Genomic DNA, 24976 nt, shown 5'->3' with positions numbered 1-24976 from the left:
GTCACGGACGGGCCGGCGTCCGCCTCGGCTCAGCGGCCCGCGTGGGACTCGATCAGGGCCTGGGTGACGCAGCGGACACTGCGGGCGATGTGCTGGAGCTGCATGAGCTCGGCGGCGTACAGCTTGATGGTGTGCTCGATGACCGACTCGGGCATGCCCAGCCGGGGCAGGTCGGCGCGCGCGGTCTGCAGGGCGGTGCGGGCCACCCGGATCTCCTGCTGGACCTGGATCTGGGCGTGACGGCCGAGCAGCACCGGCTGACGCAGCATGAGCGGGTAGCTCGCGTACCGGGCGGGCACCAGCTCCCGCAGCCACTTCGCGGCCGAACGCTCCCAGTCGTAGCTGCCGGGGGTCTTGACCTGGCACGGCCAGTCCGGGCTGATGCGCTGCGTCGTCGTCAGAGTCATGGTCATCGCTTCCGGGTGTGCGGCGTCGGGACGGGTGGTCCGACGGGTGTGGGGCGGCCCCGGTCCAGGGGATGACCGAGGCCGCCACGGGCGCTCGCGCGAGCGGCGCCCCGAGCACCCTGTGGCGCCGGCGTGGGTAGGGACGACGGCTTCGGGTGCCCGTACAGGAGCCCTGAGTGGGCGGTGCGGCCGTGAGCAGTATTTATATATACCGACGGGTTTGCAAGGCGTATGAAAACATTCATGTGCGATGTGCCCGCAATGATCCCTGTGCCCTTTTACGGAGGGGGGAGGGGTGATCGTGGAGGGTCGTCGGTCCGGGGCCGGCCGTCCTACTCGCGCAGGAAGAACTGGTGCTGCTCGGCGATCTGCTCGTACTCCTCCAGCCGCGCCTGGGTGCGCTCCGGGCCCGCGTCGGTCATGGCCTGGAGCAGCGCGGCGGCCATCACCCCGGGGGCGGCGTAGGAGTCGAACACCAGCCGGGAGCCGGTGCCGCTGGCGAAGGTGACGTCGGCCTCGTCGGCCACCGGTCCGAGGGCCAGATCGGTGATCAGCGCGACCTTCAGTCCGGCGCTGCGCGCGACCCGTACCGCCGTCAGCGTCTCCTGGGCGTGCCGGGGCATCGAGAACGCCAGCACCCAGGTCCCGCCCGCCTCCCGGGACTGCAGCAGCGCGTCGTAGGCGACGCTGCCGCCCCGGGTCACCAGCCGGACGTCGGGGTGGACCCGGCGTGCGGCGTAGGCGAAGTACTCGGCGAGCGAGGCCGAGATCCGCAGGCCCAGGATGGTCAGCGGCGTCGACTGGGACAGCGCCCGCCCGATCTCGATCACCCGGTCCGGGTCGGACAGGTCCCGCCGCAGGTTCTCCAGGTTCTCGATCTCCGCGTCGACCGCGGCCTGGAGCTCGTTGGCGCGGTTCGCCTCGTCCGCGGCGGGGCCGCCGGCCAGGGTGCCGAGCGCGATCGACTGGAGCTTCTCGCGCAGCGCGGGGTAGCCGCTGAAGCCGACGGCGGCGGCGAACCGGGTCACCGAGGGCTGGCTGACCCCCACCCGGTCGGCGAGGTCGGTGATCGACAGGAACGCCGCCTCGGTGATGTGCTCGATCAGGTACTGGGCGATGCGTCGTTGTCCCGGGGACAGCTGGGGCCCGTCGAAGAGGGCCCGGAGCCGGGAGGTCGGGGACACCTCCGCTTCGGGATCCGTCTTGCCCGAGGTGATCGCTGATGCCTGTGCGCGTGCCTGTTGGGGCGATGGCACCGGTGCGCCTCCTTTGTCTCCCACGCAGCTCAACATAGCTCACGGAGCGTGCGGGACAGCGTGCCCGAGCTGCCGCCGGTCGCACACCCGCAGGCCTTCACCGCTGGTAAATCGTGATCGAGTGGCCGACCTCGTCCACCTCGTGGCTGGACCGGATCAGCCGGGCGAGCCGCCTGCCGGCCCGGGCCGCCGCAGAGTCCGACACGGCCAGCACCCCGTGCACCGAGCGCAGCGGGGCGCGCCGGGGATCGGAGGCGCGGATGCCGTACCACGAGGGCACTCCGCTGCCCTTGTAGACGAGCCAGACCCGTTCGCCCGCGTACCGTCCGCGCAGCCGGCCCGCGAGCCGGCCGAGGTCCTGGCCCCAGTCCACGTTGGAGTCGTGCAGCCGCAGATGCGTCCGCGCCGGGCCGCCGAACGCCTCGTTGGAGTACGGCAGGTAATAGGGGAACGTGCGCAGCGAGCTGACGGCGACGAAGGCCACCAGCGCCCAGGTCACCACCCGCCGCCACCGCCACCGCACCGCGAGGACGCAGCCGCCGGCCACCGCCAGGAACATCGGCAGGAACACCACGTACCGGGTGCCGAAGTTCCGCGACCCGGTCATCGCCGAGGCCAGCAGGACCGCCGCGGGGACCAGGACGTACGGCGCCGCGGGCCGCAGCCGCCGTACCGCCACCAGGGCGGCAGCGCCCGCCGCCCACAGCGCGAGCATGCCGAGCGGGGTCTTCACCACCAGGGCGACCGGCAGGTAGTACCAGCGCGACCCGGAGTACACGTGTCCGAACAGGAACCCCGACCAGGACTGGTTCTCCAGCCCGAACTGCATCCGCATGCCGTCCCGGTACGCCTCCGGCAGGGGCAGCAGCCGCACCAGCAGCCCGCGCAGCCCGTGCAGCCCGTGCACCACGGGGACGTGCGCCTGCCGCGGGTCCCAGCGCAGCCGGGGGTCCACCGCGAGATACGCCAGCCAGACGACTGCCACGGCGGTCACCGCCACCACGCCCGCCGCGGCCGCGGCCCGGCGCACCCGGCGCGGCCCCACCGGCCGGGCCGCCAGCGCCAGGCACACCGGTACGGCGGGCAGGGCGCTCATCCTCGTGGCGAGGGCGGCGCCGAGCGCGGCCCCGGCGAGCGGCAGGTACAGCCGGGTCCGCCCGGTGCGGTGGGCCCGCCACAGCAGCCAGGCCGCGGTCAGCAGGAAACCGGCCGCGGGCACGTCCAGCGTCGCCAGCGAGCCGTGCGCGATCACGTCGGGGGAGAAGGCGTACAGGGCCAGCGCGGCCAGGGCGGGGACGGGACCGGCGAGATCACGGGCGAAGGCGAACACCACCAGCCCGAACAGGAGCGTCAGGACGATCACGGGCAGCCGCGCCCACAGCATCAACCGCCAGGGGTCGTTGCCCGACTCGTAGAGCAGATGGCGGCCCGCGGCGGTCTGGTCGCCGCTGAAGCGCGGGTCCACGTGCGGGTCGGCGAGGGCCACACCGGCCGCGACGACCAGCTTGCCCAGGGGCGGGTGCTCGGGGTTGTACCGGATCCGGTGCTCGTGCAGATAGCCGGCGGCCGTGGCCACGTAGACCGGCTCGTCGATGGTCGGCGTCTGCTGCACGGCCGTGGTCACCATCGCCGCGGCCATCTGGGCGAGGAGGAGGACCACGAACAGCGGCACCGGCCAGGGTCTGCGGCGGACCGGGGCAGCGCGGCGCGGGCGTGCCACCGTCGTGCCGGTGCCGGTGCCGGTGCCGGTGCCGGTGCCGGTGCCGGTGCCGGTGCCGGGTCGCGGGACCGTGTCCGTGTCCGTGCGCTGGGTGTGCTTCATCGTGCGCCCCGCGGCGTCGCCCGAGGGGCGACGGCGGGAGCGGTCCGCGGTGGCCACGGGGCCACTGTGCACCAGCTCCCGCCTCCGGGGGCGTTACCGCTTCAGGAGTCGTACCGACAGACCGTCCGCCGTGTACACGGGTACGGCGCGCAGCGTGGCGGAGTTCAGCTCGACCGTGTCGAACTGGCCGCGCAGCGCGCAGCCGTCGATGACCGGGACGACGTCCCCGGCACGGGCGGGCTGCTTGTCGTCCAGGCGCAGCGACAGCACCGAGCCCTGGCCGAGGGTCACCCGTCCCGACACGGTGAGCGCGGCGCTGTGGTCACGGCGCAGCGGCAGCTCCAGCGTCGCGCCCTTCGACTGCGTCCAGGTGCCGCGGACCCGCACCGGCTGCCCGGCGCGCAGCGTGCCGCCGGTGAGCCGGACGTCGCCCTGACCGAGCGCGTTCGCGTGGCCCGCGACCAGCGTGCCCTCCTGCACGACCGTGCCGCCGTGGTAGCGGTTGTGGCCGGTCAGGGTGAGGGTGCCCGAGCCGCGCTTGGTCAGGGAGCCCCCGCCCTCGATGTCGTTGCGCCAGGCGTCGGCCGCGTGGAAACCGCCCTTCGCCGCGTCCAGGGTGACCGTCACGTCGGACTCGAAGGCGCCGTAGCCGTCGGCGGCGGCGAACAGGTTGAGGCGGCCCCACTGCTCGAAGCCGTCCAGCAGGACGTACCCCGAGGGCAGCGCGGTGGAGCGCAGCACCGCGCGGCGCTGCTCGGCGCTCAGGTACGGCTGGCGCGTCTCCAGCAGCACCTCGGCGCCCTTGGGCACGGTCAGCGGCTCCTTGCGGCCCTGGCGCTCCAGGATGTACGTCAGCCGCGGCTCGGCGGCGCGCCGGTTGGCCTCCCGGTCGGCGTACGGGTCCGAGGGGTCCGCGTGCGCGTAGGCGAACAGCGTGTCGGCCGTCGTCCCGGTCGTCCCGGTGAAGTAGGCGAGGGCCTGGGCGCGGGCGGCGGCCTTCAGCTCGGCGTTGGCCGGGTCGGCGAGGGTGGCCGCGGCGAGCGCGGTGGCCATGATGCGGCCGCCCATGACGTCGACCGTGGAGTGCATGCCGGACATGATGCGGGTGTGACTGAGCTCCAGGGCGCGGGTCACCAGCTCCTGGAACCGCTCGGGCACGGCGTACGCGAACGCCAGCGCCGCCAGGTGGAAGGCGTTGGTGTGGCCGCTCGGGAAACCGCCGTCGTCGGTCGGCGAGGTGCTGCGCTGGCGCAGCAGCTGGGGCACGACGACCACCGCGGAGTCGTAGACCGGGTAGCCGAGCGCGTCGGTCCTCCCGGTGTCGACGACCTCGCTGTTCTCGTTCATGCGCCACGGCCGCGGGTACTGGAACGCGTACTTGCCCGGGTTGCCGGAGGCGTACGGGCCGCGCACGGTGTCGACCAGCTTGGCGACCTGGCCGAGGTCGGAGGTGTACGACCCGGCGCCGAGCGCGGAGCCGGCGGGCGCGTCGGCGGGCACCGCGTCGCTGATCGTGGTCGCGGGCGTGGTGTCCGGGGCGCTGGTGATCGAGGTGACCGCCTTGGCGCCGGCCTTGTACAGGCCGGACAGGGGGCCGAGGCCCGCGATCATCGCGTAGCTCTGGTGCTGGCGGTCGTAGACGAACGCCTCCCGGCCCTGGGCCTCGGTGCGCGCACCGGTGAGCGCGGCGCAGTAGCGCATGTTGGCGCGCAGGATCTCCGGCCGCAGCGGCGTGCCGGTGTTCCAGGCCGATCCGGTCTTCCACACCCGGGCGAAGCCGCCGAGGACCCGCACCACGGCGTTGGTCTCGGGCGTGAGGTTGGTCGGCACGTTCGTCTTGTAGTCGTCGACGAACGGCAGCGGGCTCGTGGCGGCCTTGGCGTCGGCCGCGCCCAGCCAGGAGACCAGCGTCGGCGCGGCGACCAGGGCCGCGGAGCCGCCGAAGGAGACCTTCAGGAAACGCCTTCTGTTCACGGCCGAGGTGGAGTGGAGCCCGGCGGGTGACGGCATGGATGTGCCTCTCTTGAGTTCTTCGGCCGTGGGGCCAGAGGGAGAGATGTGATCACGTGCGGCTCGTGGGCCTGGTGACGACTCCTGAGCCGGATGACGCGTACGAGCGAAGATCTACGGCCGGGCTGTGTCGCTTCCGTGAGGGCCCGGCGACGGGTACATGTCACGCGGGTGAACGTGCAAGCGGTTTCTCACAGGAGCGCCCTCGCCAGTGCCACCGCGCCCAGGACCGGCGGCCCGGTCAGCGGCCGTGCGCGCGCTCCCGGTACGGCGGCCCGCAGCGCGGTGGTGAAGGCCTCGTAGAGAGCGGGCTGGTGCAGGATCGTGCCGCCCGCCACCACCACGTCGTCGACCGCCGCCCCGCGGGCGGCGAGCCGGGCGACGAGCGCGGCGAGCGCCCCGCCTCCCTCGGCGATCACGGCACGGGCGAGCGCGGAGCCGGCGTCCGCGGCCGCGAACACCACGGGGGAGTGCCGGCCCCACTCGGCGGAGGCGCTCTGCGCGCCCTCCAGCGCCGCGCCGAGCGCGGGCACCTCGGGCACACCGAACGCGGCGACGAGACCGGCCGCCAGCGCGTCCGGCTCCGCACCGCGGTCGTGGGCGGCCCATACGGCCCGGGCCGCCTCCCGGACGAGGCCGGCGGCGCCGCCCTCGTCGCCGAGGACCGCGCCCCAGCCGCCCACCTGCACGGGGGTGCCGTCGGGCAGCAGGCCCACCGCGACCGAACCGGTGCCGGCCACCAGGCCGGCCCCCTTGTCCAGTCCCGCGGCGGGCACGAGAAGCTCGGCGTCGCCCACGATGTGCGCGGGAACGCCGAGCAGTTCCTGAACGGCGGCGCGGATCTGCGCGCACTGCCGGAGGGTCTCGCAGCCGTGCGCGCCCACGGCGAGCACGGCGGGGCGCACGCCCGCGGGCAGCGACTCCTGGACGAGCCGGGCCAGCCAGCGGGCGGCGGCCGCGGTGTCGTGGGGCCGCCAGCCGCTGCTGGGGCCGACCCGGTCGGCCACCACGTCGTCACCCGCCATCGCGCGGAGATGCGTCTTGGTACCGCCCACGTCGACGCCGACCGCGAGGGGGCACGAAGGGGGAGAGTCCTGCACGGATCCTCTTTCGTCGTTGCATCGAGCTGCGACGGTGGGCGAACCGTGACCTGCGAAATTGCTGTTTCTGGTGAACTAGGGAAGCCCCGGGACGGGCTTCTGGTGAGCACGGCAGGCGAGTACCGTGAAGTTCGTTAGGAAGTTAACTAACGAAGTACAGTGCGTCAAGAGAAGTCGCGCACTCGACCCCGGCGGACCCTTTCCGGACCTTCGCGGGGCGGGAACGCGCGCCGTCGTCGCATCCTTTCGCCGCAGTCCGCCGAACCGATCGGCCGGGTGCGCGGCCCGGTACCCGTGTGGGGGAAACTGTGGAACACGACGTGGCGGAAGCCCCCCGCCTGACCGAGAGCGCCAGCGCGGTCTTCGCCGTGCTGGCCCAGGCGAGCAGGGCCACCCGCCCGCAGCTCGCCAGCCTGGCGGGGCTCTCCAAGCCGACGGTCTCCTCCGCCGTGGCGGAACTGGAGGGCGCCCGGCTCGCCGCGCACTCCGGCACCGCCTCCAGCGGCACGGGCCGCTCCGCCGCCGTCTACCGGCTCGGCCCCGTCGCCGGCGCCGTCCTGGCCGTCGACCTCGGCCCCGCGCACACCCGGGTCAGGGGCTGCGCCCTGGACGGCACCCTGCTCGCCGAGGCCACCGCCCCCCGCGAGGACGCCGCGCACGCCGTACGGGAGGCGCTCGCCGCCCTGCCCGCCGGGGCACCGCTGCGCTCCATCGTGGTCGCCGTCGGTGACGTCACCGCACGGGACCTCCAGGGCAGCGGGATGCGCCCCGCCACCGCCAAGGCCGGTCCGGTCTTCGACGCGATGGCCGTGGCCCTTCCCCCGGGCGTCCCCGTGCACCTGGAGAACAACGTCAACTGCGCCGCGCTCGCCGAGCTGCACGAGGGCGCCGCCCGGGGCCGGCACACCTTCGGCTATCTGCGGATCGGCGTCGGTATCGGTCTCGGCATCGTGGTCGGCGGCCAGGTGCTGCGCGGCTCGAACGGCGCCGCCGGTGAGCTCGCCCGGCTGCCCTACCCCTGGGACGACGGGCGTGAGCCGCGCCGGGAGGCCCTGGAGGAGTACATCGGGGCCCGCTCGCTGCTGCGCCGCGCCAAGGAGGCCTGGGGGGAGCGCGACGGGCCGTGTCCGCGGACCACGGACCGGCTCTTCGCCCTCGCGGCCGAGGGTCGGGCCACGGCCCGTGCCGTCGTCGACCGGCACGCCGCCGACGTGGGGCGGCTCGCCGCCGCCGTCACGGCCGTCCTGGACCCCGGCCTGATCGTGCTGGGCGGCAGCACCGGCGCGGACCCGCAGGTGCTCCCCGGTGTGCGGGCCGAGCTGGCCCGGCTGAGCTGGCCCACCGAAGTGGTCAGCAGCACGGTCGGGGATCTCGGCACGGTCGTGGGCGCCGCCCGGCTCGCGGTCAGCCGAGGAGTCCAAACCGTGACCGAGGCCGCGGGGGGGAAGGATTGACGGCCTCCGACTCGATCTGCCAATGTCCGGACAAGCGCTTTCTAAGTCGGCCGGGACGCCGACTCGGGTTGAGCGTCCCGCCTGTACGTGAAGTACGGCAGCCGCACGAGGGCGTGCTTGTGCGACGACGGCCCTCATGGCCGGGGACTCCGCCCCCCAAGGCGACGCGGCCGGGCGAGGCCGCGCCCCCGGAAAGCGAAATTTCCTGCAAAATGCACCCGTGCCGCCTCGATCGGCGCCGTGCTCCGTCCCCTACGACGAAAAAGGGATCGAAGATGACCACTGTGGGTGTGCGGCGCTCCCGCCGACTCGGCCGCGGCGGCATACGCCGCCTGGTTCCCCTCGCTGCCGTGGCCTCGGCAGGTGCCCTGCTGCTGACCGCCTGCGGAGGCGGGTCCGAGTCGGGCGGCACCTCCAAGTCGCTGACGTTCTGGATCTCCACGGTTCCGGGCCAGGACGCGGGCTGGAAGAAGCTGGTGGCGCAGTACAAGAAGGAGGAGGGTGTCGACGTCAAGCTCGTCAACATCCCCTACGACGGGTACACGACGAAGCTGAAGAACGCCGCGCAGGCGAACTCCCTGCCCGACGTGGCGGCCGTGCCGTCGCTCGACCCGATCTGGTCGAACAAGCTGCTCGACCTCAGCTCCATCGTCAACACCAAGAGCAACAACATCAACCCGAACTTCCTCGCCAAGGACAAGTCCGGGAAGGTGCTGTCCATACCCTCGGACGTCACCGCGTCCGGCCTGTACATCAACGAGACGCTGTTCAAGAAGGCCGGTGTCGCCTTCCCCTCCTCGCCCGACAAGACCTGGACCTGGACCGACTTCATCAAGGCGGCGAACACGGTCCGGGAGAAGACCAAGGCGAAGTACTCCCTGACGTTCGACAACTCCCCGTCCCGGCTCCGCGCCATGGTCTACGAGATGGGCGGGCAGTACGTCCACGCGGACGACTCGGGCAAGTTCTCGGTGGACGACGCGACCAAGAAGGCCGTGAACACCTTCGTCGGCTGGAACGACGACAAGACCATGCCGAAGTCGGTGTGGACCAGCGGCGCCGACCCGTCGGCCATGTTCCAGAGCGGTGACGTGGTCGCCTACTGGTCCGGCGTGTGGCAGGTCGCCGCCTTCGCCGAGAGCATCAAGAAGTTCGACTGGGCGAGCGTCCCGACCCCCGCCCAGCCGGTGCAGGCCAGTGACGTCAACGCCGGCGGCATGATGGTGGGCTTCAACAACAACGGCGACGCGGCCACCGCCGCGCAGAAGTTCCTGTCCTGGGTCTACGAGCCGGACCACTACCGCGAGCTGTGCGAGGCCTCCGGCTTCCTGCCGGTCGAGAGCGGTCTGAACCCGAAGTACCCCTTCACCTCGGAGGCGGCGCAGGCGGCGTTCAAGCTGTACAACGAGGAGATCCCGCTCTACGCCCCGATCTCGGGCTACTTCAACAACGCGCAGACGGAGTGGGTGCTGAAGGGCAAGAGCCTCACCGAGGACCCGACCAAGACGGAGCTCGCCAAGGCGATCAACGGTCAGCAGTCGGCCGACAAGGCCCTGGAGAACATCGTGGCCGGCTACAACCAGCAGGTCGGCGGCTGATCGCCGGGCCAGGTGCCGGGCGGGGAGCCAGACACCCCGCCCGGCCCCGGCCGTCCACGTGCCCCCCGGCTCAGGCCGTGAGCCCACCGCAATCCATTCCACCAGCACGGAGTCAGGAAGATGACAAAACGCGCCTCGGACGCGTCCGCGAGCCCGCCCAGGAGACGCAGTAAGTACACACTTGCGCCGCTCGTCCTCATCGCGGCCAATGTCGTGCTCTTCGCCCTGTTCTTCGTCTGGCCGGCGGTGATCGGGCTCCTCTACTCCTTCACGAACTACACGGGTGTGGGGACGTTCCAGTTCATCGGACTGGACAACTACGACAAGCTCATCGGTGACTCCACCTTCTACGACGCGCTGACGCGGACGCTGCTGTACGCCGTGCTCTTCGTACCGCTGAACTTCGCGCTCTCGCTGCTCACCGCCAACCTTCTGGTGAACAAGCACGCCAAGGGCGGTTCGGTCGCCCGCGTCATCTTCTTCATCCCGTGGCTCCTGTCGCCCATCGTCGTGGGTGTGCTGTGGCGGTGGCTCTTCGGTGAGAACTTCGGACTGGTCAACTACCTCATCGAGAAGCTCGGCGGAAGTGCCGTTCCCTGGCAGTCCAACGCCGACCTGTCGCTGCTGGTGGTGGTGATGGCGGCGTCCTGGATGTGGACGGGCTTCTCGATGCTGCTGTTCATCGCGGCGATCAAGAACGTACCGGTGTCGTACTACGAGGCGGCCTCGCTCGACGGCGCCGGCCCGTGGCGCCAGTTCTTCAGCATCACCCTGCCGAGCATCGCGCCCACCTCGTTCATCGTCGTCCTGCTCAACACGATCAACGCGATGAAGGAGTACCCGGTGTTCGTCGCCCTCAACAACGGCGGCCCCGGCACCTCGAACAACCTGCTCGTCCAGTACATCTACGAGACCGGCTTCAAACGGGGCCAGATCGGCTACGCGAGCGCCGCGTCGTTCGTGCTCATGATCATCCTGATGGCCGTCGCGATCATCCAGCTGATGGTCAACCGGCGGGTGGAGAACCGATGACAACCACAGACATCCCACGCCCTGTCGACAAGGGCCCCGGACGGCCCGCCTCCGGGAAGCGGTCCCGCGGCGCGGCCACCGGCGGGCTCCGGCAGGCGATCTCCGCGACGACACTGCTGTGGGTCCTGGCGTGCCTCTACGGCCTGCCGGTGCTGTGGTTCATCCTCAGCTCCCTCAAGCCGGCCAGCGACCTGTTCTCCTATCCGCTGACGCTGGTGCCGCACAACCCCACCTTCTCGGGTTACCTCACGGCGTGGCGCAGTGCCAACTTCGGCCAGTACTTCATCAACACGGCCACCGTCTGCGTGATCACCACGATCCTCACCGTGGGAGCCAGCTGCTGCACCGGCTACGCGCTGGCCAAGTACGACAACAAGTGGCTCAAGGTCTTCTTCGTCTGCATCCTGGCCACCACGATGCTGCCGGGCGAGGTCATGCTCGCCCCCGAGTTCCTGGTCGCCCGCAACCTCGGGCTCTTCAACTCGTTCGCCGGCATCATCCTGCCCGCCGTGCTCACCGCGACCGGATGCTTCATGTTCCGCCAGTTCTTCCTGACGGTTCCCGACGAACTCGTGGAAGCCGCGCGCATCGACGGCGCACGCGAACTGTCGATCTTCCTGCGGATCATGGTGCCGCTCTCCCGGCCCATCATGCTGACCCTGGCCATCCTGTCCTTCCAGTGGCGCTGGAACGACTACATCTGGCCCCTGCTGATGCTCAACGACCCCAACAAGTTCACGGTGCAGATCGGCATCCAGAGCATCGTCGGCGCGCAGAACATCAACTGGTCGGTCCTGCTCGGCGCCTCGGTGATCTCCATGATCCCGCTGATCGCCATCTTCCTGGTCTTCCAGCGCTACGTCATGGGCGCCGACATCAACGCAGGACTGAAGGACTGACACCTTGCCCACCCCGCTCGACCACGAGTTCGTCCGCGCGGTCGCCCGCGCCGCCGACCGGTCGGCCGCCCCGCTGGCGGCCGGCCCGGCCGCGCACCCCGCAGGTGCGACCCACCGCGTGCTGGCCCGGCGGGTGAAGACGCTGGTCGCCGCGTACCGTTCCCCCGACTCGGTCCTGCACGGCAGCGAGCGGGCCGTCGCCGCCGCCGCGGCCCACCTGCGCGAGCTGCGGGCCGCACAGACCACCACCGGCCTCTTCGCCGGCGGCGACAACGTGCAGTCGCCCCCGGACTCCGCGTTCACCGTCAACGACGTGTGCGACGCGCATGTCCTCGCCGCCGGCGGGGGGCCGGAGCTGCGGGACGTCACGGCCGCGCTCGCCGAGATCGCCGGTGCCGCCACCGGCGCGCTCCTGACCGGTGGGGTGCACACCCCCAACCACCGCTGGGAGCTGTGCGCGGCGCTGGCCCGGCTCCACCGGTCGTTCCCCGACGACCGGCTGCCGGACCGGGTCGAGCAGTGGCTCGCCGAGGGCGTCGACATCGACGCGGACGGCCTGTACTCGGAACGCAGCGCCGTCTACGCGGCCCATGTGTCCAAACCCCTCGCTGCTCCTGCTGGCCGGTGTGCTCGGCCGCGCCGACCTGCTGGACGCCGTCGAACGCAATCTCGCCGCCACGCTGGACCTCATCAGACCGGACGGCACGGTGGAGACCGTCCACTCGCGTCGGCAGGACCAGCACCAGCTGTTCCCACTGGCGTCCTACCTTCCGCACTACCGGCTGCTCGCGATCCGCACCGGCCGGGGCGACTTCAGCCGGGCGGCACGGCTCGCGGCCGCCGGGGGCATCGACGACCCCGACCTGCTCGCCGAGACCCTCCTCACCCCGGACCTCTGCAAGGTCCTGCCGGCACCGACCGACGAGACGCTCCCCCGTACCCGGTACCTGACCACCGCGCGCCTCGCCGCACACGCCTCGGCCACCGCGCACACGGTGGTGTACGGCGGCTCCGACGTGCCCGCGCACCGGCGCATCCGCTCCGGCCTCGCCTGCAACCCCACGTTCCTGCGCCTGTTCGCGGGCGACGCGGTCCTCGACGCGGCCCGTCTCTCCCGGGGCTTCTTCGACCTGGGCCCGTTCCGCGCCGCCGACATGCGGGCGTCCGCCGGCCACCGGTACCTGCTGACCGAGACCCTCACGGCCGCCTACTACCAGCCGCTGCCGCCCGAGCGCCGACGGGACGGCGGTGCCTACCGCCTGGCGGACGAGGGACGCTTCTCGGCCGCCATGGCCTTCCCCGACCGGCCCCGCGACGACGTCACGCACACGACCCGCGTCGAGGTGGAGCTGCGGGACGACGGCGCCGACCTGCGGATCGACCTCGGCGGACCACCCGTTCCCTGGGCCCTCGAACTGACCTTCCGGCCCGGTGGCGTGCCCGAGGGCGCCGTACCGCTCGGCGACGGGCGCTGGTGCCTGACCACCGGGCCGGTCACCTACCGGGCCGGTGACGACGAGATCCGGATCGAGGCCCACGTCGAGGCGGGCGACCCCCTCGCCGGGCCCGACCGGGGCGACGTCCTGCGCTACGACCCGGGTCAGGACCACACCGTCGTGGGCGGCACCGACGCCACCACCGGCGACCGCCTCTACCTCGGCGGACTCGGCCCGCACACGGTGACCGTCGCACTGCGCGCCCGCCGGCCGGCGCCCGTCGGGTGACCCCGACGACTCCGACGACCCACGCCATGGCCGTCCCCGGCATGAAGGGCTGATCCCCGTGCACCTCCTCCACCAGCGCGCCCCGCTGCACGACCTCCCGGACACCCCGGAGGCGTACGACGCCGTCCTCGCCGACGTCGTCGAGCAGGCCCTGGCCCGGCTCACCCCGGAGGGCAACCTCGAACACCCCGACGCCGAGGACGACATCGGCGACACCTCCCTCGGCATCACCTCGCTGCTGGCCCTCGCCTGGCAGCGGGGCAAGGACCCGCGGCTGCCGGAGGCGGTGCACCGCAGCCTCGCCTTCCATCTGCGCGAGCGGGTGTACCGGGAGGACAACCCCGGCTACCCCAACCGCACGGTCCGCGGCTCGGGACTGCCCTACGCCCGCTACGTCCTCGCGGCGGGCGCCCACCCCATCGGCGACTGGCCCAGCACGGTGTGGGCCCTGCTCCAGGCCGTCAACATCCTCGACACGGCGGACGGCCTCGTGCCCGACGACCAGCGCGCCGAGCTGCTGGAGGTGGCGCGCGGCTACTGGAGCTGGCTGACCGAGGCCACGTTCTTCAACCCGCAGGAGGCCGGCAACCAGGCCATCGGCTGTGTCGTGGGCGGTCTGATGCTGGCCCGGCATCTCGCACCCGAGGACGGCGAGCGGGTCCGCGCGCGGGCCCTCGCGCTGTACGACGCGAAGATCCGTGCCCACCGGGTCGCCGACCGGGGCGCCCTGCTGCCCCCCGAGCACGGCGGCGCCTACGACAACAACTACGGCCCGATCTCCCTCTCCTTCCTCGCCCAGGCCCACCGGATCAGCGGCGAGGACGTCTTCGCCGAGGACGGCGAGGCCCTCGCCCGCTACCTCGACGCCCGGCTGACCAACGGCGGCTTCGACAACGGCGGCCCCCGCTACAGCGAGCAGCACTCCGCCTTCGAGTCCGTGCTCGGCCTGCGCTACTTCGGCGCCCGCATCGGCTCCGACCTCGGCCGCTACCGGGGCGACAGCCGCTGGGCCCGGCACGCCGTCAAGCCGGACGGCGGGGTCGACGGACACTTCGCGTGGATGCTCGTCTGGCAGATCCAGGACACCACCCCCTGGCACCGGGAGCCGTCCACCGCGACCGCACGGCACCAGCTGCGGGCCGGCACCGTCTCCGTCGCCTTCGACGACCGGATGACCCCGGCCGTGATCGAGGCGGCGGGCACCTACCTCCTGCCGGCCGCGGTCAACCGCCAGCACGGCTTCGGCCCCGTCACCGACGGCTTCCTGCTGTGCCGGCCCATGGGCGAGGTCCGCGTCCGCGACGTCCGCGCCGACGGACTGACCGCCAAGCTGGTCACCAAGCCGGTCGTCGGCCGCGACCACGTCCTGCGCCACGTGCGGTCCCTGTACGTCACCGACGGCACCACCCTGTGGACGACGGTCGCCGTGGAACGCCTCGACGGCAGCCCCTACCTGCTGGCCGGCCTGCCGTACGCCGAGGACGACGGCGACCGGGTCCGCCGTACGGCCCACGTGCCCGTCTCCTCGGCGGGCACCCTGCGCCTGACCCACCCCGAGGCGACGGGCGCCGACCACTTCGACGCCCGCGCCGAGCTGACCCAGGAGCAGGCCGCCTTCGCCCTCGCGGAGGACCCGCGCGGCTACGGCAACCCGGACCAGGGCTGGGCCCATCTGGTGCACTCCAGCGCCCTGGAGGCCGGCCCGATCGCCGACGCCCCCGACGACCTGCACGTCTTCGCGGTGCGCTACGGCACCGAGGACCCGTCGGGCGTCCGCGTGGCCCGGACGCCGGACGGACTGACCGTGACCACGGCCGCCTTCACCGCCGTACTCGGACCCGACGACGCGCACGCCGAGCCGCAGCTGACCCTGCGCGCCGCCGTCAGCGGCTGACCGGGTCCTGCCTCGCGGGGGCGCGCCGTCCGCGGCCGCCCGTCCCCGGGCGGGAGACCCGTCCTCCCGCCCGGGCCCACCCGCTGACGCCCTCCGTCACGCTCCCGAAGCTAACCGGGGCCACCGACATCGGCCCCGACCAGCAGATCCGCGCGATCCCGGGTGCCCGCCACCAGTGCGGCGTTGAGCCGGTCGCTGCGCGCCACCCACGCCACCGCCTCCTCGTGGCCCTTGCCGAACTCCTCGTGGCGCGCGATCAGCCGCCGCACGCGCTCCTCCTCGTCCGCCTCGACGAACCACACCTCGTCCAGCTCGCCCCGCACCCGGGCCCACGCGCCCGTTCCGAGAAGGAGGTAGTTCCCCTCGGTGACGACCAGACGGGCGGTCGGCTCCACCGGGATCGCCCCCGCGATCGGCTGCTCCAGCACCCGCTCGAACCCCGGCGCGTACACCAGGTCGCCGGAGTCCTCCCGCAGCCGCCGCAGCAGCGCCGCGTACCCGGCGGCGTCGAAGGTGTCCGGCGCGCCCTTGCGGTCCCGGCGGCCCAGCCGCTCCAACTCCACGTCGGCGAGGTGGAAGCCGTCCATCGGGACGTGCGCCGCCCATCGTTCGCCGCCCGCGTTCAGGTCCCGCACCAGGCGCTCGGCGAGGGTCGTCTTGCCGGCGCCGGGGCTGCCGGTGATCCCGAGGAGCGCGCGCGGCCGGCCCGGCCCGGCGAGGGAACGGGCCCGCCGCAGCAGATCGTCGAAAGTGAGCACACAGCAGAGTGTCGCAGTCTCCTGGAGGGAGACCCATGGACCCCGATGGAGATTCATGGAGACCCATGGAGACCGACAGGGAGGGAAGGAGGGCGACCGTGTCCGACGACGAGACGCAGATCCGCACCCTGATCACCCGCTGGGCCGACGCCGTCCACCGCGGGGACCTCGACACGGTCCTCGCCGGCCACGCCGAGGACCTCGTCATGTACGACGTGCCGGCACCGCACGAGGGCATCCGGGGCCTGGCCGCCTACCGGGCCTGCTGGCCCCCGTTCTTCGCCTGGCAGGCCCAGGGCGCCCGCTTCGACATCGACACCCTCGACGTCACCGCCGGGCGCGACGTCGCCTTCGCCCACGCCCTGCTGCGCTGCGGGACACCGCGGGAACTCGCCGAGAGCCCCACCCTGCGGCTGCGCCTCACCTTCGGCCTGCGCAAGGAGCACGGCCGCTGGCTCATCGCACACGAACACCACTCCTTCCCCCACGACTGACGTCATACCGGCGCCGATCCCGGGGAACCGGACCCTGTATGACGACGACGCTCGGCCTCCCCGAAGCCATCCAGGCCTGCCTCTTCGACCTCGACGGGGTCGTCACCCGGACGGCCGTGGTGCACGCGGCCGCCTGGAAGGAGACCTTCGACGCCTTCCTGCACGCGCGCGAGGGCGACGGATTCCGCCCGTTCGGCGCGGACGACTACGACACGTACGTGGACGGCCGCCCCCGCGCGGACGGCGTGCGCACCTTCCTCGCCTCCCGGGACATCCACCTCCCTGAGGGCCGGCCCGACGACCCGCCCGACGCGCCCACCGTCCACGGCCTCGGCAACCGCAAGAACGAGATCCTCCTGGCGAGGATCCGCACCGACGGCGTCCAGCCCTACGACGGCACCCTCCGGTTCATCGAGGCCGTCCGCGCGCGGGGACTGCGCACGGCGATCGTCTCCTCCAGCGCCAACACCCGGGACGTGCTGCGCTCGATCGGCGCCGAGCACCTCTTCGACGTACGGGTCGACGGGGTCGTGGCGGCCGAACGCGGACTGCCGGGCAAGCCACGCCCCGACACCTTCCTCGCCGCCGCCCGAGACCTCGGCGTTCCGCCGGCCCGGGCGGCCGTCTTCGAGGACGCGCTGGCCGGGATGGACGCCGGACGGGCCGGGAACTTCGGGTACGTCGTGGGCGTTGACCGCGTCGGACAGACCGACGCGCTGTACGCGCACGGCGCCGACGTCGTCGTCAAGGACCTCGCCGAGCTGGGAGGGCAGGCGTGATCACCCACCGTTCGTACACCGTGGAACCGTGGTGCGTACGCGAGACGGCGCTCGGCCTCGACGTCCTCGCCCAGAGCGAGTCGGTCTTCGCCCTGTCCAACGGGCACGTCGGCTGGCGCGGCAACCTCGACGAGGGCGAACCGCACGGCCTGCCCGGCTCCTACCTCAACGGCGTCCACGAACTGCACCCCCTGCCCTACGCCGAGGCGGGCTACGGCTACCCGGAGTCCGGACAGACCGTCATCAACGTCACCAACGGCAAGGTCCTGCGGCTCCTCGTCGACGACGAGCCCTTCGACCTGCGCTACGGCCGCCTCGTCGCCCACGAGCGGGTGCTGGACCTGCGGCGCGGCGTCCTGGAGCGCAGTTGCGAGTGGACCTCCCCGGCCGGCACCACGGTCCGGGTGCGCTCGACCCGGCTGGTCTCCCTCGCCCAGCGGGCCGTCGCCGCCGTCGCCTACGAGGTGGAGGCCGTCGGCGGCCGCTCCCGGGTGGTGATCCAGTCCGAACTGGTCGCCAACGAGAGCCTGCCCGACCCCGACGGCGACCCGCGCGCCGCCCGCGCCCTGAAGTCGCCGCTGGAACCCGAGGAGGACGTCGCCGTCGGCAACCGGCTGCGCCTGGTGCACCGCACGAAACGCAGCGGACTGCGGGTGGCCGTCGCCGCCGACCACACCGTCACCGGCCCCGGCCGGACCACGACGAGCAGCGAGAGCAATGTGGACGTGGCCCGGCTGACCGTCACCTCCGTGCTGGAACCGGGCCAGACGCTGCGGGTGGAGAAGATCGTCGCGCACGGCTGGTCCGGGGCCCGCTCCCGGCCCGCGATGAGCGACCAGGTCGAGGCCGCCCTCGCCGCCGCCGGGCACAGCGGCTGGCAGGGCCTCCTCGACGAACAGCACGCCTGCCTCGACGACTTCTGGGCCCGCGCCGACGTCGAGGTCGACGGCGACGAGGAGATCCAGCAGGCCGTCCGCTTCGCCCTCTTCCACGTGTTCCAGGCGGGCGCCCGCGCCGAGCAGCGCGCCATCCCCGCCAAGGGGCTGACCGGCTCCGGCTACGACGGACACGCCTTCTGGGACACCGAGACCTTCGTGCTGCCCCTGCTCACCTACACCGCCCCCGACGCGGTCGCCGAGGCGTTGCGCTGGCGGCAGAACACCCTGCCCGCCGCCCGCGAACGCGCCGCCCAACTGGGCCTGAGCGGCGCCGCGTTCCCCTGGCGGACCATCGAGGGCTCCGAGGGCTCCGCCTACTGGCCGGCCGGCACCGCCGCCTTCCACGTCAACGCCGACATCGCCGACGCCGTCGTACGGTACGTGGAGGCCACCGGCGACCTCGGCTTCGAAGCGGGAACGGGCGTCGAACTGCTGGTGGAGACCGCCCGCCTGTGGCGCTCGCTCGGCCACCACGACATCCACGGCACCTTCCACATAGACGGTGTCACCGGCCCCGACGAGTACAGCGCGGTCGCCGACGACAACACGTACACCAACCTGATGGCCCGCGCGAACCTCCTCGCGGCCGCCGATGCCGTCGAACGCCACCCGGAGGCCGCGGCCCGGCTCGGCGTGGACGACGAGGAGAGTGCCGCCTGGCGGGACGCGGCCGCGGCCGTGCACCTCCCGTACAACCACGAACTCGGCGTGCACGAACAGCACGCCGGCTTCACCCGCTACCAGCGTTGGGACTTCGCCGGCACCCGCCCCGACCAGTACCCGCTCCTGCTGCACTTCCCGTACTTCGACCTCTACCGCAAGCAGGTCGTCAAACAGGCCGACCTGGTCCTCGCGATGTACACCTGCGACGACTCCTTCGACGACGAACAGCTCGCCCGCAACTTCGCCTACTACGAGCCCCTCACCGTCCGCGACTCCTCGCTGTCCGCGTGCTGCCAGGCCGTGATCGCCGCCCGGGCCGGCCATCTGCGCCTCGCCCACGCCTACACCGCCGAGGCCGCGCTGATGGACCTGGCCGACCTGGAACAGAACACCCGCGACGGGCTGCACATGGCCTCCCTCGCCGGCACCTGGACGGCCCTGGTGGCTGGCTTCGGCGGACTGCGCCGCGACGGCACCCGCCTGCGTTTCGCGCCCCGGCTGCCCGAGCGGTTCAGCCGGCTCGCGTTCAGCGTCCAGCTCCGCGGCAGCCGGCTGCGGGTGGAGATCGGGCCCGACAAGGCGACGTACACCCTGCTCTCCGGTGGCCCCCTGACGATCCGTCACCACGGCGAACCCCTCACGGTGAACGGCGACGGCCCCGTGGTGCGCCCGCTGCCGCCCGCGCCGGTGCGCACGGAGCCCGCCCAGCCGCCGCACCGGTCACCGAAGAGCCGTTGAGCCGTACCCGGGTTTCCCGGTCGCCGAAGGCAGGTAGGTAGTCGGGTGTCGGCGACCGGGCGGGCGAGGGGGAGTGGCATGACGGCGGACCGTGGGCACGAGGGCCGGCCGGCCCCGGAGTTCTTCACACCGGGCAGTTCGTCCTTCGCCCAGTTCCTGGCGGCACACCGCCCCGGACTGCTCCCCACCCGTGCGCCGTTCCCCGACGGCGTCCGCGCCGCACCCGACGCCTTCCCGCACGGCACCACGGTCCTCGCCCTCGCCTACCGCGACGGCGTCCTGATCGCGGGCGACCGCCGCGCCACGATGGGCCACCTCATCGCCCAGCGCGACCTGGAGAAGGTGCACCCGGCGGACGACCACACCGCCGTCGCCTTCGCCGGCACCGTCGGCCTCGCCCTGGACATGGTGAAGCTCTACCAGGTGGAGCTGACCCACTTCGAGAAGGTCGAGGGCATCCCGATGACCCTCGGCGCCAAGGCGCGCCGGCTCGCCACGATGATCCGGCAGAACCTCGGCCAGGCCATGCAGGGCCTCGCCGTCGTCCCCCTCCTCGCGGGCTACGACCTCGCCGCGCCCGAGGGCGCCAGGGGCCGTATCTTCAGCTTCGACGTGGCCGGCGGCCTCTACGAGAAGGCCCCCTTCCACGCCGAGGGCTCCGGCTCCCCCTACGCCCGGGGCGCCCTGAAGAAGCTGTTCCGCCCGGACATGTCCCGCCGCGAGGCGGCCCTCACCGCACTCCAGGCCCTCTACGACGCGGCCGACGACGACTCCGCCACCGGCGGCCCCGACATCGGCCGCCGGATCTTCCCGATCGTCTCCGTCATCACGGAGGAAGGCTTCGAACGCCTGCCGGAGGCGGAGACGGAGGCGCTGAGCCGGGAGATGGTGGCACACCGCAGCAGGCGGCCGGACGGCCCCCACGCCACCCCGTGAGGACCGCGACCCTTCTCCTCATGGGCACGGGACCCCTCAGGCCCGCACCACCCACTCCTTGCGCCACCGCACGAGCTGCTGTTCGGGATCCCCGGTGTAGGACCACGGCGTACGCGTCGCCCGCCGCCCCAGCACCCGGAGCAGCGGGGCCGCCACGTCCGCCACGTCCGCCCAGCAGGCCGCGTGCGCCAGGTAGTGGAAATCCCGCAGCTCACCGGGGGCCACGACCGAGTCCGGCCGACCGGTGATCCACCGGTCCCAGGTGCGCCGTACGTCGCTCACCGCCCCGTCGTTGTTCCAGTGCTGGGCGAGGCCCACCCGGGCGGGCCGTCCCTGGGTGGTGTCGACGGCGTACCGGTACTCCTCGACCCGGGCGTACTGCACCAGGACCGGCAGCGGGCATCCCGGCGGCGCCACCCCCGCCGCGTCGCGCGCGAAGTCGTACATCAGACCGTGCGAGCCGTGCCAGCGGGCGGAGTAGTAGTGCAGCACCTGGAGGTGGCCCTCCATGCTGTACGGGTCGCGCCGGTGCAACTCGTCCCACCAGCGGGCGAGTTCCTGCCGGCGCACCCCGGCCGGATAGAGCCGGGCCACCGAGATCAGCGAGACCCAGGGCGTGGGGTCCGCCGGGTACGCCTCGGCCGCCGACAGGCACGCCAGCACCGCCGCGTCGATCCGCTGCTGGTCGATCGCCACGCCCCGGCCCGCGGCGATGGCCAGGTTGAACGCCCTGGCGGTCTCGGTGGCGGCCCGCAGTACCAGCGCGTCCGCGCTCTGCGGTTCGGCGGCCAGCCAGGTCTCCACGGTCGAACTGCCCGCGCAGACCTGTGCCAGCAGCCGTACCCGGTGGCCCCGGGCGAGCCAGTCCGGGCCGGTCGTGCGCAGCAGTTCCCGCAGGCCCTGCCAGCGGCCGATCACGATGTCGTGGCGTGCGGAGGAGAGGGACACGTCCCCGCAGTCGGGGTCGAACTCGGGAGTGAAGCGGTCACGCGCCATCGCTCGGGTTCCCCTCAGAAGTCGGTGGGGAGACCCTCGTAGGCGGTGGAGTGCGCGGCCGCGTGGCCGTCCGGCGCGTAGTCGGCCTCGACGGTCCGCGAGGCGTCCAGCCGGGCCGGTCGGTAGTAGTCGCTGCCCTTGCGCCAGTACCAGAGCATCGGCACCAGTCCCACGGCGAGCCCGCCGATGCCGATGGCGATCGCCGCGGGCTCCAGTTCGCCGAGCGACTCCGCGAAGACCCAGAACATGAACACCGCGCCGAACAGCGGCCACAGCCCGCCGAGGAGGAAGTCCGAGGGGGACCGCAGCAGGGTCTTGCGGTAGGCCACGACCGCCGCGAGCCCGGCGAGGCCGTAGTAGATCGCGATCTGCAGACCGATCGCCGAGATCGCGTCGGCGAGGATGTCGCCCACCGAACCCAGCGCGTTGGAGGCCACGAACATCGCCAGCGCCACCCCGCCGACCACCGCGATCGCGATCCACGGGGTGTTCCAGGTGCGGTGCACCCGGCCCAGCGCCGAGGGCATCGTACGGTCGCGGCCCATCGCGAACAGCGAGCGCGTGACCTGGATGAGCGTCGTCTCCAGGGTGGCGATCGTGGACAGCATCACCGCGACGATCAGCAGCTTGCCGCCCCAGCCGGGGATCAGTTCCTCACCGAGCGCGGCCAGCACGTTGGCGCCGTTGTCGTCGATCTGCTGGGCGCTGAGGATGACGTTCACCGCGATGGTGAACACCTCGAAGAGCAGGAACACGATGCCGACGCCGATCAGACCGGCGAGCCCGGTCGTGCGGCGGCTGTTGCGGGTCTCCTCGCTGAGGTTGCTGGTGACGTCCCAGCCCCAGTAGTAGAAGGCCGCGACCAGCGCGCCCGAGGCGAAGCCGGACATGCCGTCGAAGTGGCTGAAGCCGAGCCAGGACCAGTCGAACGGCAGTGCGTTGTCCTGGGTGTGGAAGCAGGCGAGCAGCGCGAACAGCGCGAGGATCGCCAGCTCCACACCCGACATGATCAGCTGGGCGCGCACGGTGAGCCGGGCCCCGCCCAGCACCACCGCCAGCATCACCACGAACCAGGCCGCGCCCACCACCGTCGACAGCGCGGTGTTGTCGGCGAGGCCCTCGTCGAAGAGGGCGAGGGTCATCGAGCCGGCCGGCAGCGAGCCCGCCACCATGAAGATCGTCGCCGAGACGACCAGCGCCCAGCCGCTGAGGAAGCCCAGGAACGGGTGGAGGGTCCGGCCCACCCAGGAGTAGCTGGCTCCCGCGTTCACGTCGATACGGCTGAGCCGGCTGAACGCGAGCGCGATGCCCAGCATCGGTATCGCGCAGTACAGCAGCGCCGCCGGGCTGGCCAGGCCCACCGCGCCGACGAGGACCGCCGTCGTGGCGGCGATGGAGTACGCCGGGGCACTGCCCGCGACCGCCATCACCACCGTGTCGAAGGTGCCGAGGACGTTCGCCTGCAGCCCTCTTCCGGTGCTGTTGCTCATGCTCGTGCTGCTTTCCGTCGTGCACATGGGGGGTGTGGATGGAGCGCCGCCGGGCACCGAAGGGTCGGCCTCGGAAAACGTCGACGGGGAAAGCCACGGCGGTTACCGTTCCGCCAAGAGTCGCGGGACGGTCACACCGAGTGTGCGTGTGATGATAACCCCCCCTTTTGAGCTTTCAAGATTGACGGGTGGGTAACGTGATTCACTCCCCGATCCGGTCCAGCTGGCGCAGCCGGTTGGTGGCGTCCAGGGCGGCGACCTTGTACGACTCCGCCAGCGTCGGGTAGTTGAACACCGCATCGACGAGATAGTCGACGGTGCCGCCGCAGCCCATGACCGACTGCCCGATGTGGATCAGTTCCGTGGCGCCGGTCCCGAAGCAGTGCACTCCGAGGAGCGTGCGGTCCTCGGGCGAGACCAGCAGCTTCAGCATCCCGTGCGCGTCGCCGATGATCTGCCCGCGGGCCAGCTCCCGGTACCGGGCCACCCCGACCTCGAACGGCACGCTGTCCTCGGTGAGCTGGTCCTCCGTCCGCCCCACGAAGCTGATCTCCGGGATGGTGTAGATGCCGATCGGCTGGAGGCGGTGCATCCGCGCCACCGGCTCCCCGCAGGCGTGGTACGCGGCCGCCCGGCCCTGCTCCATCGAGGTCGCCGCCAGCGCCGGGAAGCCGATCACGTCCCCCACGGCGTAGATGTGCGGCACGCGCGTACGGTAGTGCTCGTCGACCTCGATCCGGCCCCGCGGATCCGCCGCCAGCCCGGCCCGGCCCAGATCGAGCTCGTCGGTCAGGCCCTGCCGGCCCGCCGAGTACATCACCGCGTCCGCCGGTATCTTCTTGCCGCTGGCCAGCACCGTCAGGGTGCCCCGCGGATGCCGCTCCACGGCGGCGACGGTCTCCCCGAACCGGAAGGTGACCGCGAGATCGCGCAGATGGTACTTGAGCGACTCGATGACCTCCACGTCGCACATGTCGAGCATCCCGGCGCGCTTCTCCACCACCGTGACCTTGCTGCCGAGCGCGGCGAACATGGAGGCGTACTCCATGCCGATCACCCCCGCGCCCACGATCACCATGGACCGCGGCACCCGCTCGACCGTGAGGACGTTGTCCGAGTCGAGGATGGTCCGCCCGTCGAACTCCACGCTCTCCGGTCGCGCCGGCCGGGTCCCGGTGGCGATGACGATGTGCTCGGCGCTGATCGTCCGCTCCCGGCCGCCGCCCGCCTCGCGCAGGGCCACGGTGTGGTCGTCGACGAACCGTCCGGTGCCGGAGAACAGGGAGACGTGGTTGCGGGACAACTGGCTGCGGACGACGTCGGTCTCACGGCTCACCACATGCTGGGTGCGTGCGGTGAGATCGGCGACGGTGATGTCCTCCTTCAGCCGGTAGCTCTGGCCGTACAGATCGCGCTGGGTGAGACCGGTGAGGTACAGCACCGCCTCGCGCAAGGTCTTGGAGGGGATGGTGCCGGTGTGGAGGGAGACCCCGCCGACCATGTCGGGGCGGTCGACGACGGCGACGCGGCGGCCCAGTTTGGCCGCGGCGATGGCGGCCTTCTGGCCGCCGGGACCTGAACCGAGGACGAGCATGTCGAAGTCGGGCACCCTCCGCAGTGTGACAGCGAGGGGTGCCGCGGCGAAAGAGCGGAGAAGGATCTACGGCAGCAGCTTCTCGATCGCGGTCGGGCCCTCCTCGGCGAGCTTGCGCCGGGCCCATGCGAGGGTGCGCGGGGTGAGGTCCCGGCCCGTGGCCAGGACCATGTCCTCCGGGGACACCTCGCTGCCCGTGCGCGTGTGGAGCAGGTCGTCCGGGGTGACGCGGTCCGCGGCGGGCCGGGCGCCGCCCGGCTGTGAGGTCGGCATGGTGTCTGCTCCTCGCGTCCGAAGGAATGTACTAACACCATTCATCCTCCCGGCGCACCCTGCAATCCCGATCATTTCATGCGCATGACGTCCGAGATGCCGAGAAGATCAGGTCGGCGTG

At 72.3% G+C, this 24976-nt stretch carries 19 protein-coding genes and 1 pseudogene; 10 read left to right on the top strand and 10 right to left on the bottom strand.

Annotation, left to right across the window (positions count from 1 at the left end):
- Nucleotides 1-29: 29 nt before the first annotated feature.
- From U5640_RS02690 to U5640_RS02670, 5 genes are all read right to left on the bottom strand, one after another.
- On the bottom strand, nt 30-413 hold the full coding sequence (locus U5640_RS02690; protein WP_340374187.1) for a hypothetical protein: 384 nt from the start codon (nt 411-413) through the stop codon (nt 30-32).
- A gap of 326 nt (nt 414-739) precedes the next feature.
- Nucleotides 740-1663: a MurR/RpiR family transcriptional regulator gene (locus tag U5640_RS02685; protein WP_340374186.1), complete on the bottom strand. Its 924-nt coding sequence runs from the start codon at nt 1661-1663 to the stop codon at nt 740-742.
- Between the two features lie 97 nt (nt 1664-1760).
- Nucleotides 1761-3302: a glycosyltransferase family 39 protein gene (locus tag U5640_RS02680; RefSeq protein ID WP_340384895.1), complete on the bottom strand. Its 1542-nt coding sequence runs from the start codon at nt 3300-3302 to the stop codon at nt 1761-1763.
- A 276-nt stretch (nt 3303-3578) separates the two neighbouring features.
- Entirely contained in the window at nt 3579-5495 is a 1917-nt protein-coding gene (locus U5640_RS02675) for a phosphatase PAP2 family protein (protein ID WP_340374185.1), read from the bottom strand.
- Between the two features lie 191 nt (nt 5496-5686).
- Nucleotides 5687-6595, bottom strand: a complete 909-nt coding sequence (locus tag U5640_RS02670; protein WP_340374184.1) for a BadF/BadG/BcrA/BcrD ATPase family protein — start codon at nt 6593-6595, stop codon at nt 5687-5689.
- A 320-nt stretch (nt 6596-6915) separates the two neighbouring features.
- Between U5640_RS02670 and U5640_RS02665 the strand changes: the two genes are divergently transcribed.
- From U5640_RS02665 to U5640_RS02640, 6 genes and pseudogenes are all read left to right on the top strand, one after another.
- The gene (locus U5640_RS02665) at nt 6916-8049 is read left to right on the top strand and encodes an ROK family protein (RefSeq protein ID WP_340374183.1); all 1134 of its coding nucleotides are present in this window, start codon (nt 6916-6918) and stop codon (nt 8047-8049) included.
- A 275-nt stretch (nt 8050-8324) separates the two neighbouring features.
- Complete coding sequence (locus U5640_RS02660; protein ID WP_340374182.1) at nt 8325-9647, top strand: extracellular solute-binding protein; 1323 nt, start codon at nt 8325-8327, stop codon at nt 9645-9647.
- A 120-nt stretch (nt 9648-9767) separates the two neighbouring features.
- Complete coding sequence (locus tag U5640_RS02655) at nt 9768-10679, top strand: sugar ABC transporter permease (RefSeq protein ID WP_340374181.1); 912 nt, start codon at nt 9768-9770, stop codon at nt 10677-10679.
- Entirely contained in the window at nt 10676-11578 is a 903-nt protein-coding gene (locus U5640_RS02650) for a carbohydrate ABC transporter permease (RefSeq protein ID WP_340374180.1), read from the top strand. The genes U5640_RS02655 and U5640_RS02650 overlap by 4 nt, the downstream gene beginning before the upstream one ends.
- A 4-nt stretch (nt 11579-11582) precedes the next feature.
- Nucleotides 11583-13302 (top strand): annotated as a pseudogene (locus tag U5640_RS02645) (hypothetical protein).
- A 58-nt stretch (nt 13303-13360) separates the two neighbouring features.
- Nucleotides 13361-15196, top strand: a complete 1836-nt coding sequence (locus U5640_RS02640) for a hypothetical protein (RefSeq protein ID WP_340374179.1) — start codon at nt 13361-13363, stop codon at nt 15194-15196.
- A gap of 110 nt (nt 15197-15306) precedes the next feature.
- Here the strand turns inward: U5640_RS02640 and U5640_RS02635 are convergent, their stop codons facing one another.
- On the bottom strand, nt 15307-15954 hold the full coding sequence (locus tag U5640_RS02635) for a nucleoside/nucleotide kinase family protein (RefSeq protein ID WP_340374178.1): 648 nt from the start codon (nt 15952-15954) through the stop codon (nt 15307-15309).
- A 98-nt stretch (nt 15955-16052) separates the two neighbouring features.
- Between U5640_RS02635 and U5640_RS02630 the strand changes: the two genes are divergently transcribed.
- The 4 genes from U5640_RS02630 (at nt 16053) to prcB (ending at nt 20502) form a co-directional block, all read left to right on the top strand.
- A complete protein-coding gene (locus U5640_RS02630) occupies nt 16053-16448 on the top strand; it encodes an SgcJ/EcaC family oxidoreductase (RefSeq protein WP_340374177.1) in 396 nt (131 codons plus the stop codon).
- 38 nt (nt 16449-16486) lie between these two features.
- On the top strand, nt 16487-17227 hold the full coding sequence (locus U5640_RS02625; protein WP_340374176.1) for a beta-phosphoglucomutase family hydrolase: 741 nt from the start codon (nt 16487-16489) through the stop codon (nt 17225-17227).
- Complete coding sequence (locus tag U5640_RS02620) at nt 17224-19566, top strand: glycosyl hydrolase family 65 protein (protein WP_340374175.1); 2343 nt, start codon at nt 17224-17226, stop codon at nt 19564-19566. Before U5640_RS02625 ends, U5640_RS02620 begins: the two co-directional genes overlap by 4 nt.
- 78 nt (nt 19567-19644) lie before the next feature.
- A complete protein-coding gene (gene prcB, locus U5640_RS02615) occupies nt 19645-20502 on the top strand; it encodes a proteasome subunit beta (RefSeq protein WP_340374174.1) in 858 nt (285 codons plus the stop codon).
- A gap of 36 nt (nt 20503-20538) precedes the next feature.
- Here the strand turns inward: prcB and U5640_RS02610 are convergent, their stop codons facing one another.
- From U5640_RS02610 to U5640_RS02595, 4 genes are all read right to left on the bottom strand, one after another.
- The gene (locus U5640_RS02610) at nt 20539-21498 is read right to left on the bottom strand and encodes a hypothetical protein (RefSeq protein ID WP_340374173.1); all 960 of its coding nucleotides are present in this window, start codon (nt 21496-21498) and stop codon (nt 20539-20541) included.
- A 14-nt stretch (nt 21499-21512) separates the two neighbouring features.
- A complete protein-coding gene (locus U5640_RS02605) occupies nt 21513-22988 on the bottom strand; it encodes an APC family permease (protein WP_340374172.1) in 1476 nt (491 codons plus the stop codon).
- Nucleotides 22989-23190: 202 nt separating this feature from the next.
- Complete coding sequence (gene sthA / locus U5640_RS02600) at nt 23191-24597, bottom strand: Si-specific NAD(P)(+) transhydrogenase (RefSeq protein ID WP_340374171.1); 1407 nt, start codon at nt 24595-24597, stop codon at nt 23191-23193.
- A gap of 51 nt (nt 24598-24648) precedes the next feature.
- On the bottom strand, nt 24649-24855 hold the full coding sequence (locus tag U5640_RS02595; protein ID WP_340374170.1) for a hypothetical protein: 207 nt from the start codon (nt 24853-24855) through the stop codon (nt 24649-24651).
- Nucleotides 24856-24976 lie beyond the last annotated feature (121 nt).

This window comes from Streptomyces sp. SS7 (assembly GCF_037993025.1).
Classification (GTDB): Bacteria; Actinomycetota; Actinomycetes; order Streptomycetales; family Streptomycetaceae; genus Streptomyces.
This window is presented reverse-complemented; position numbering and strand designations above follow the sequence as displayed.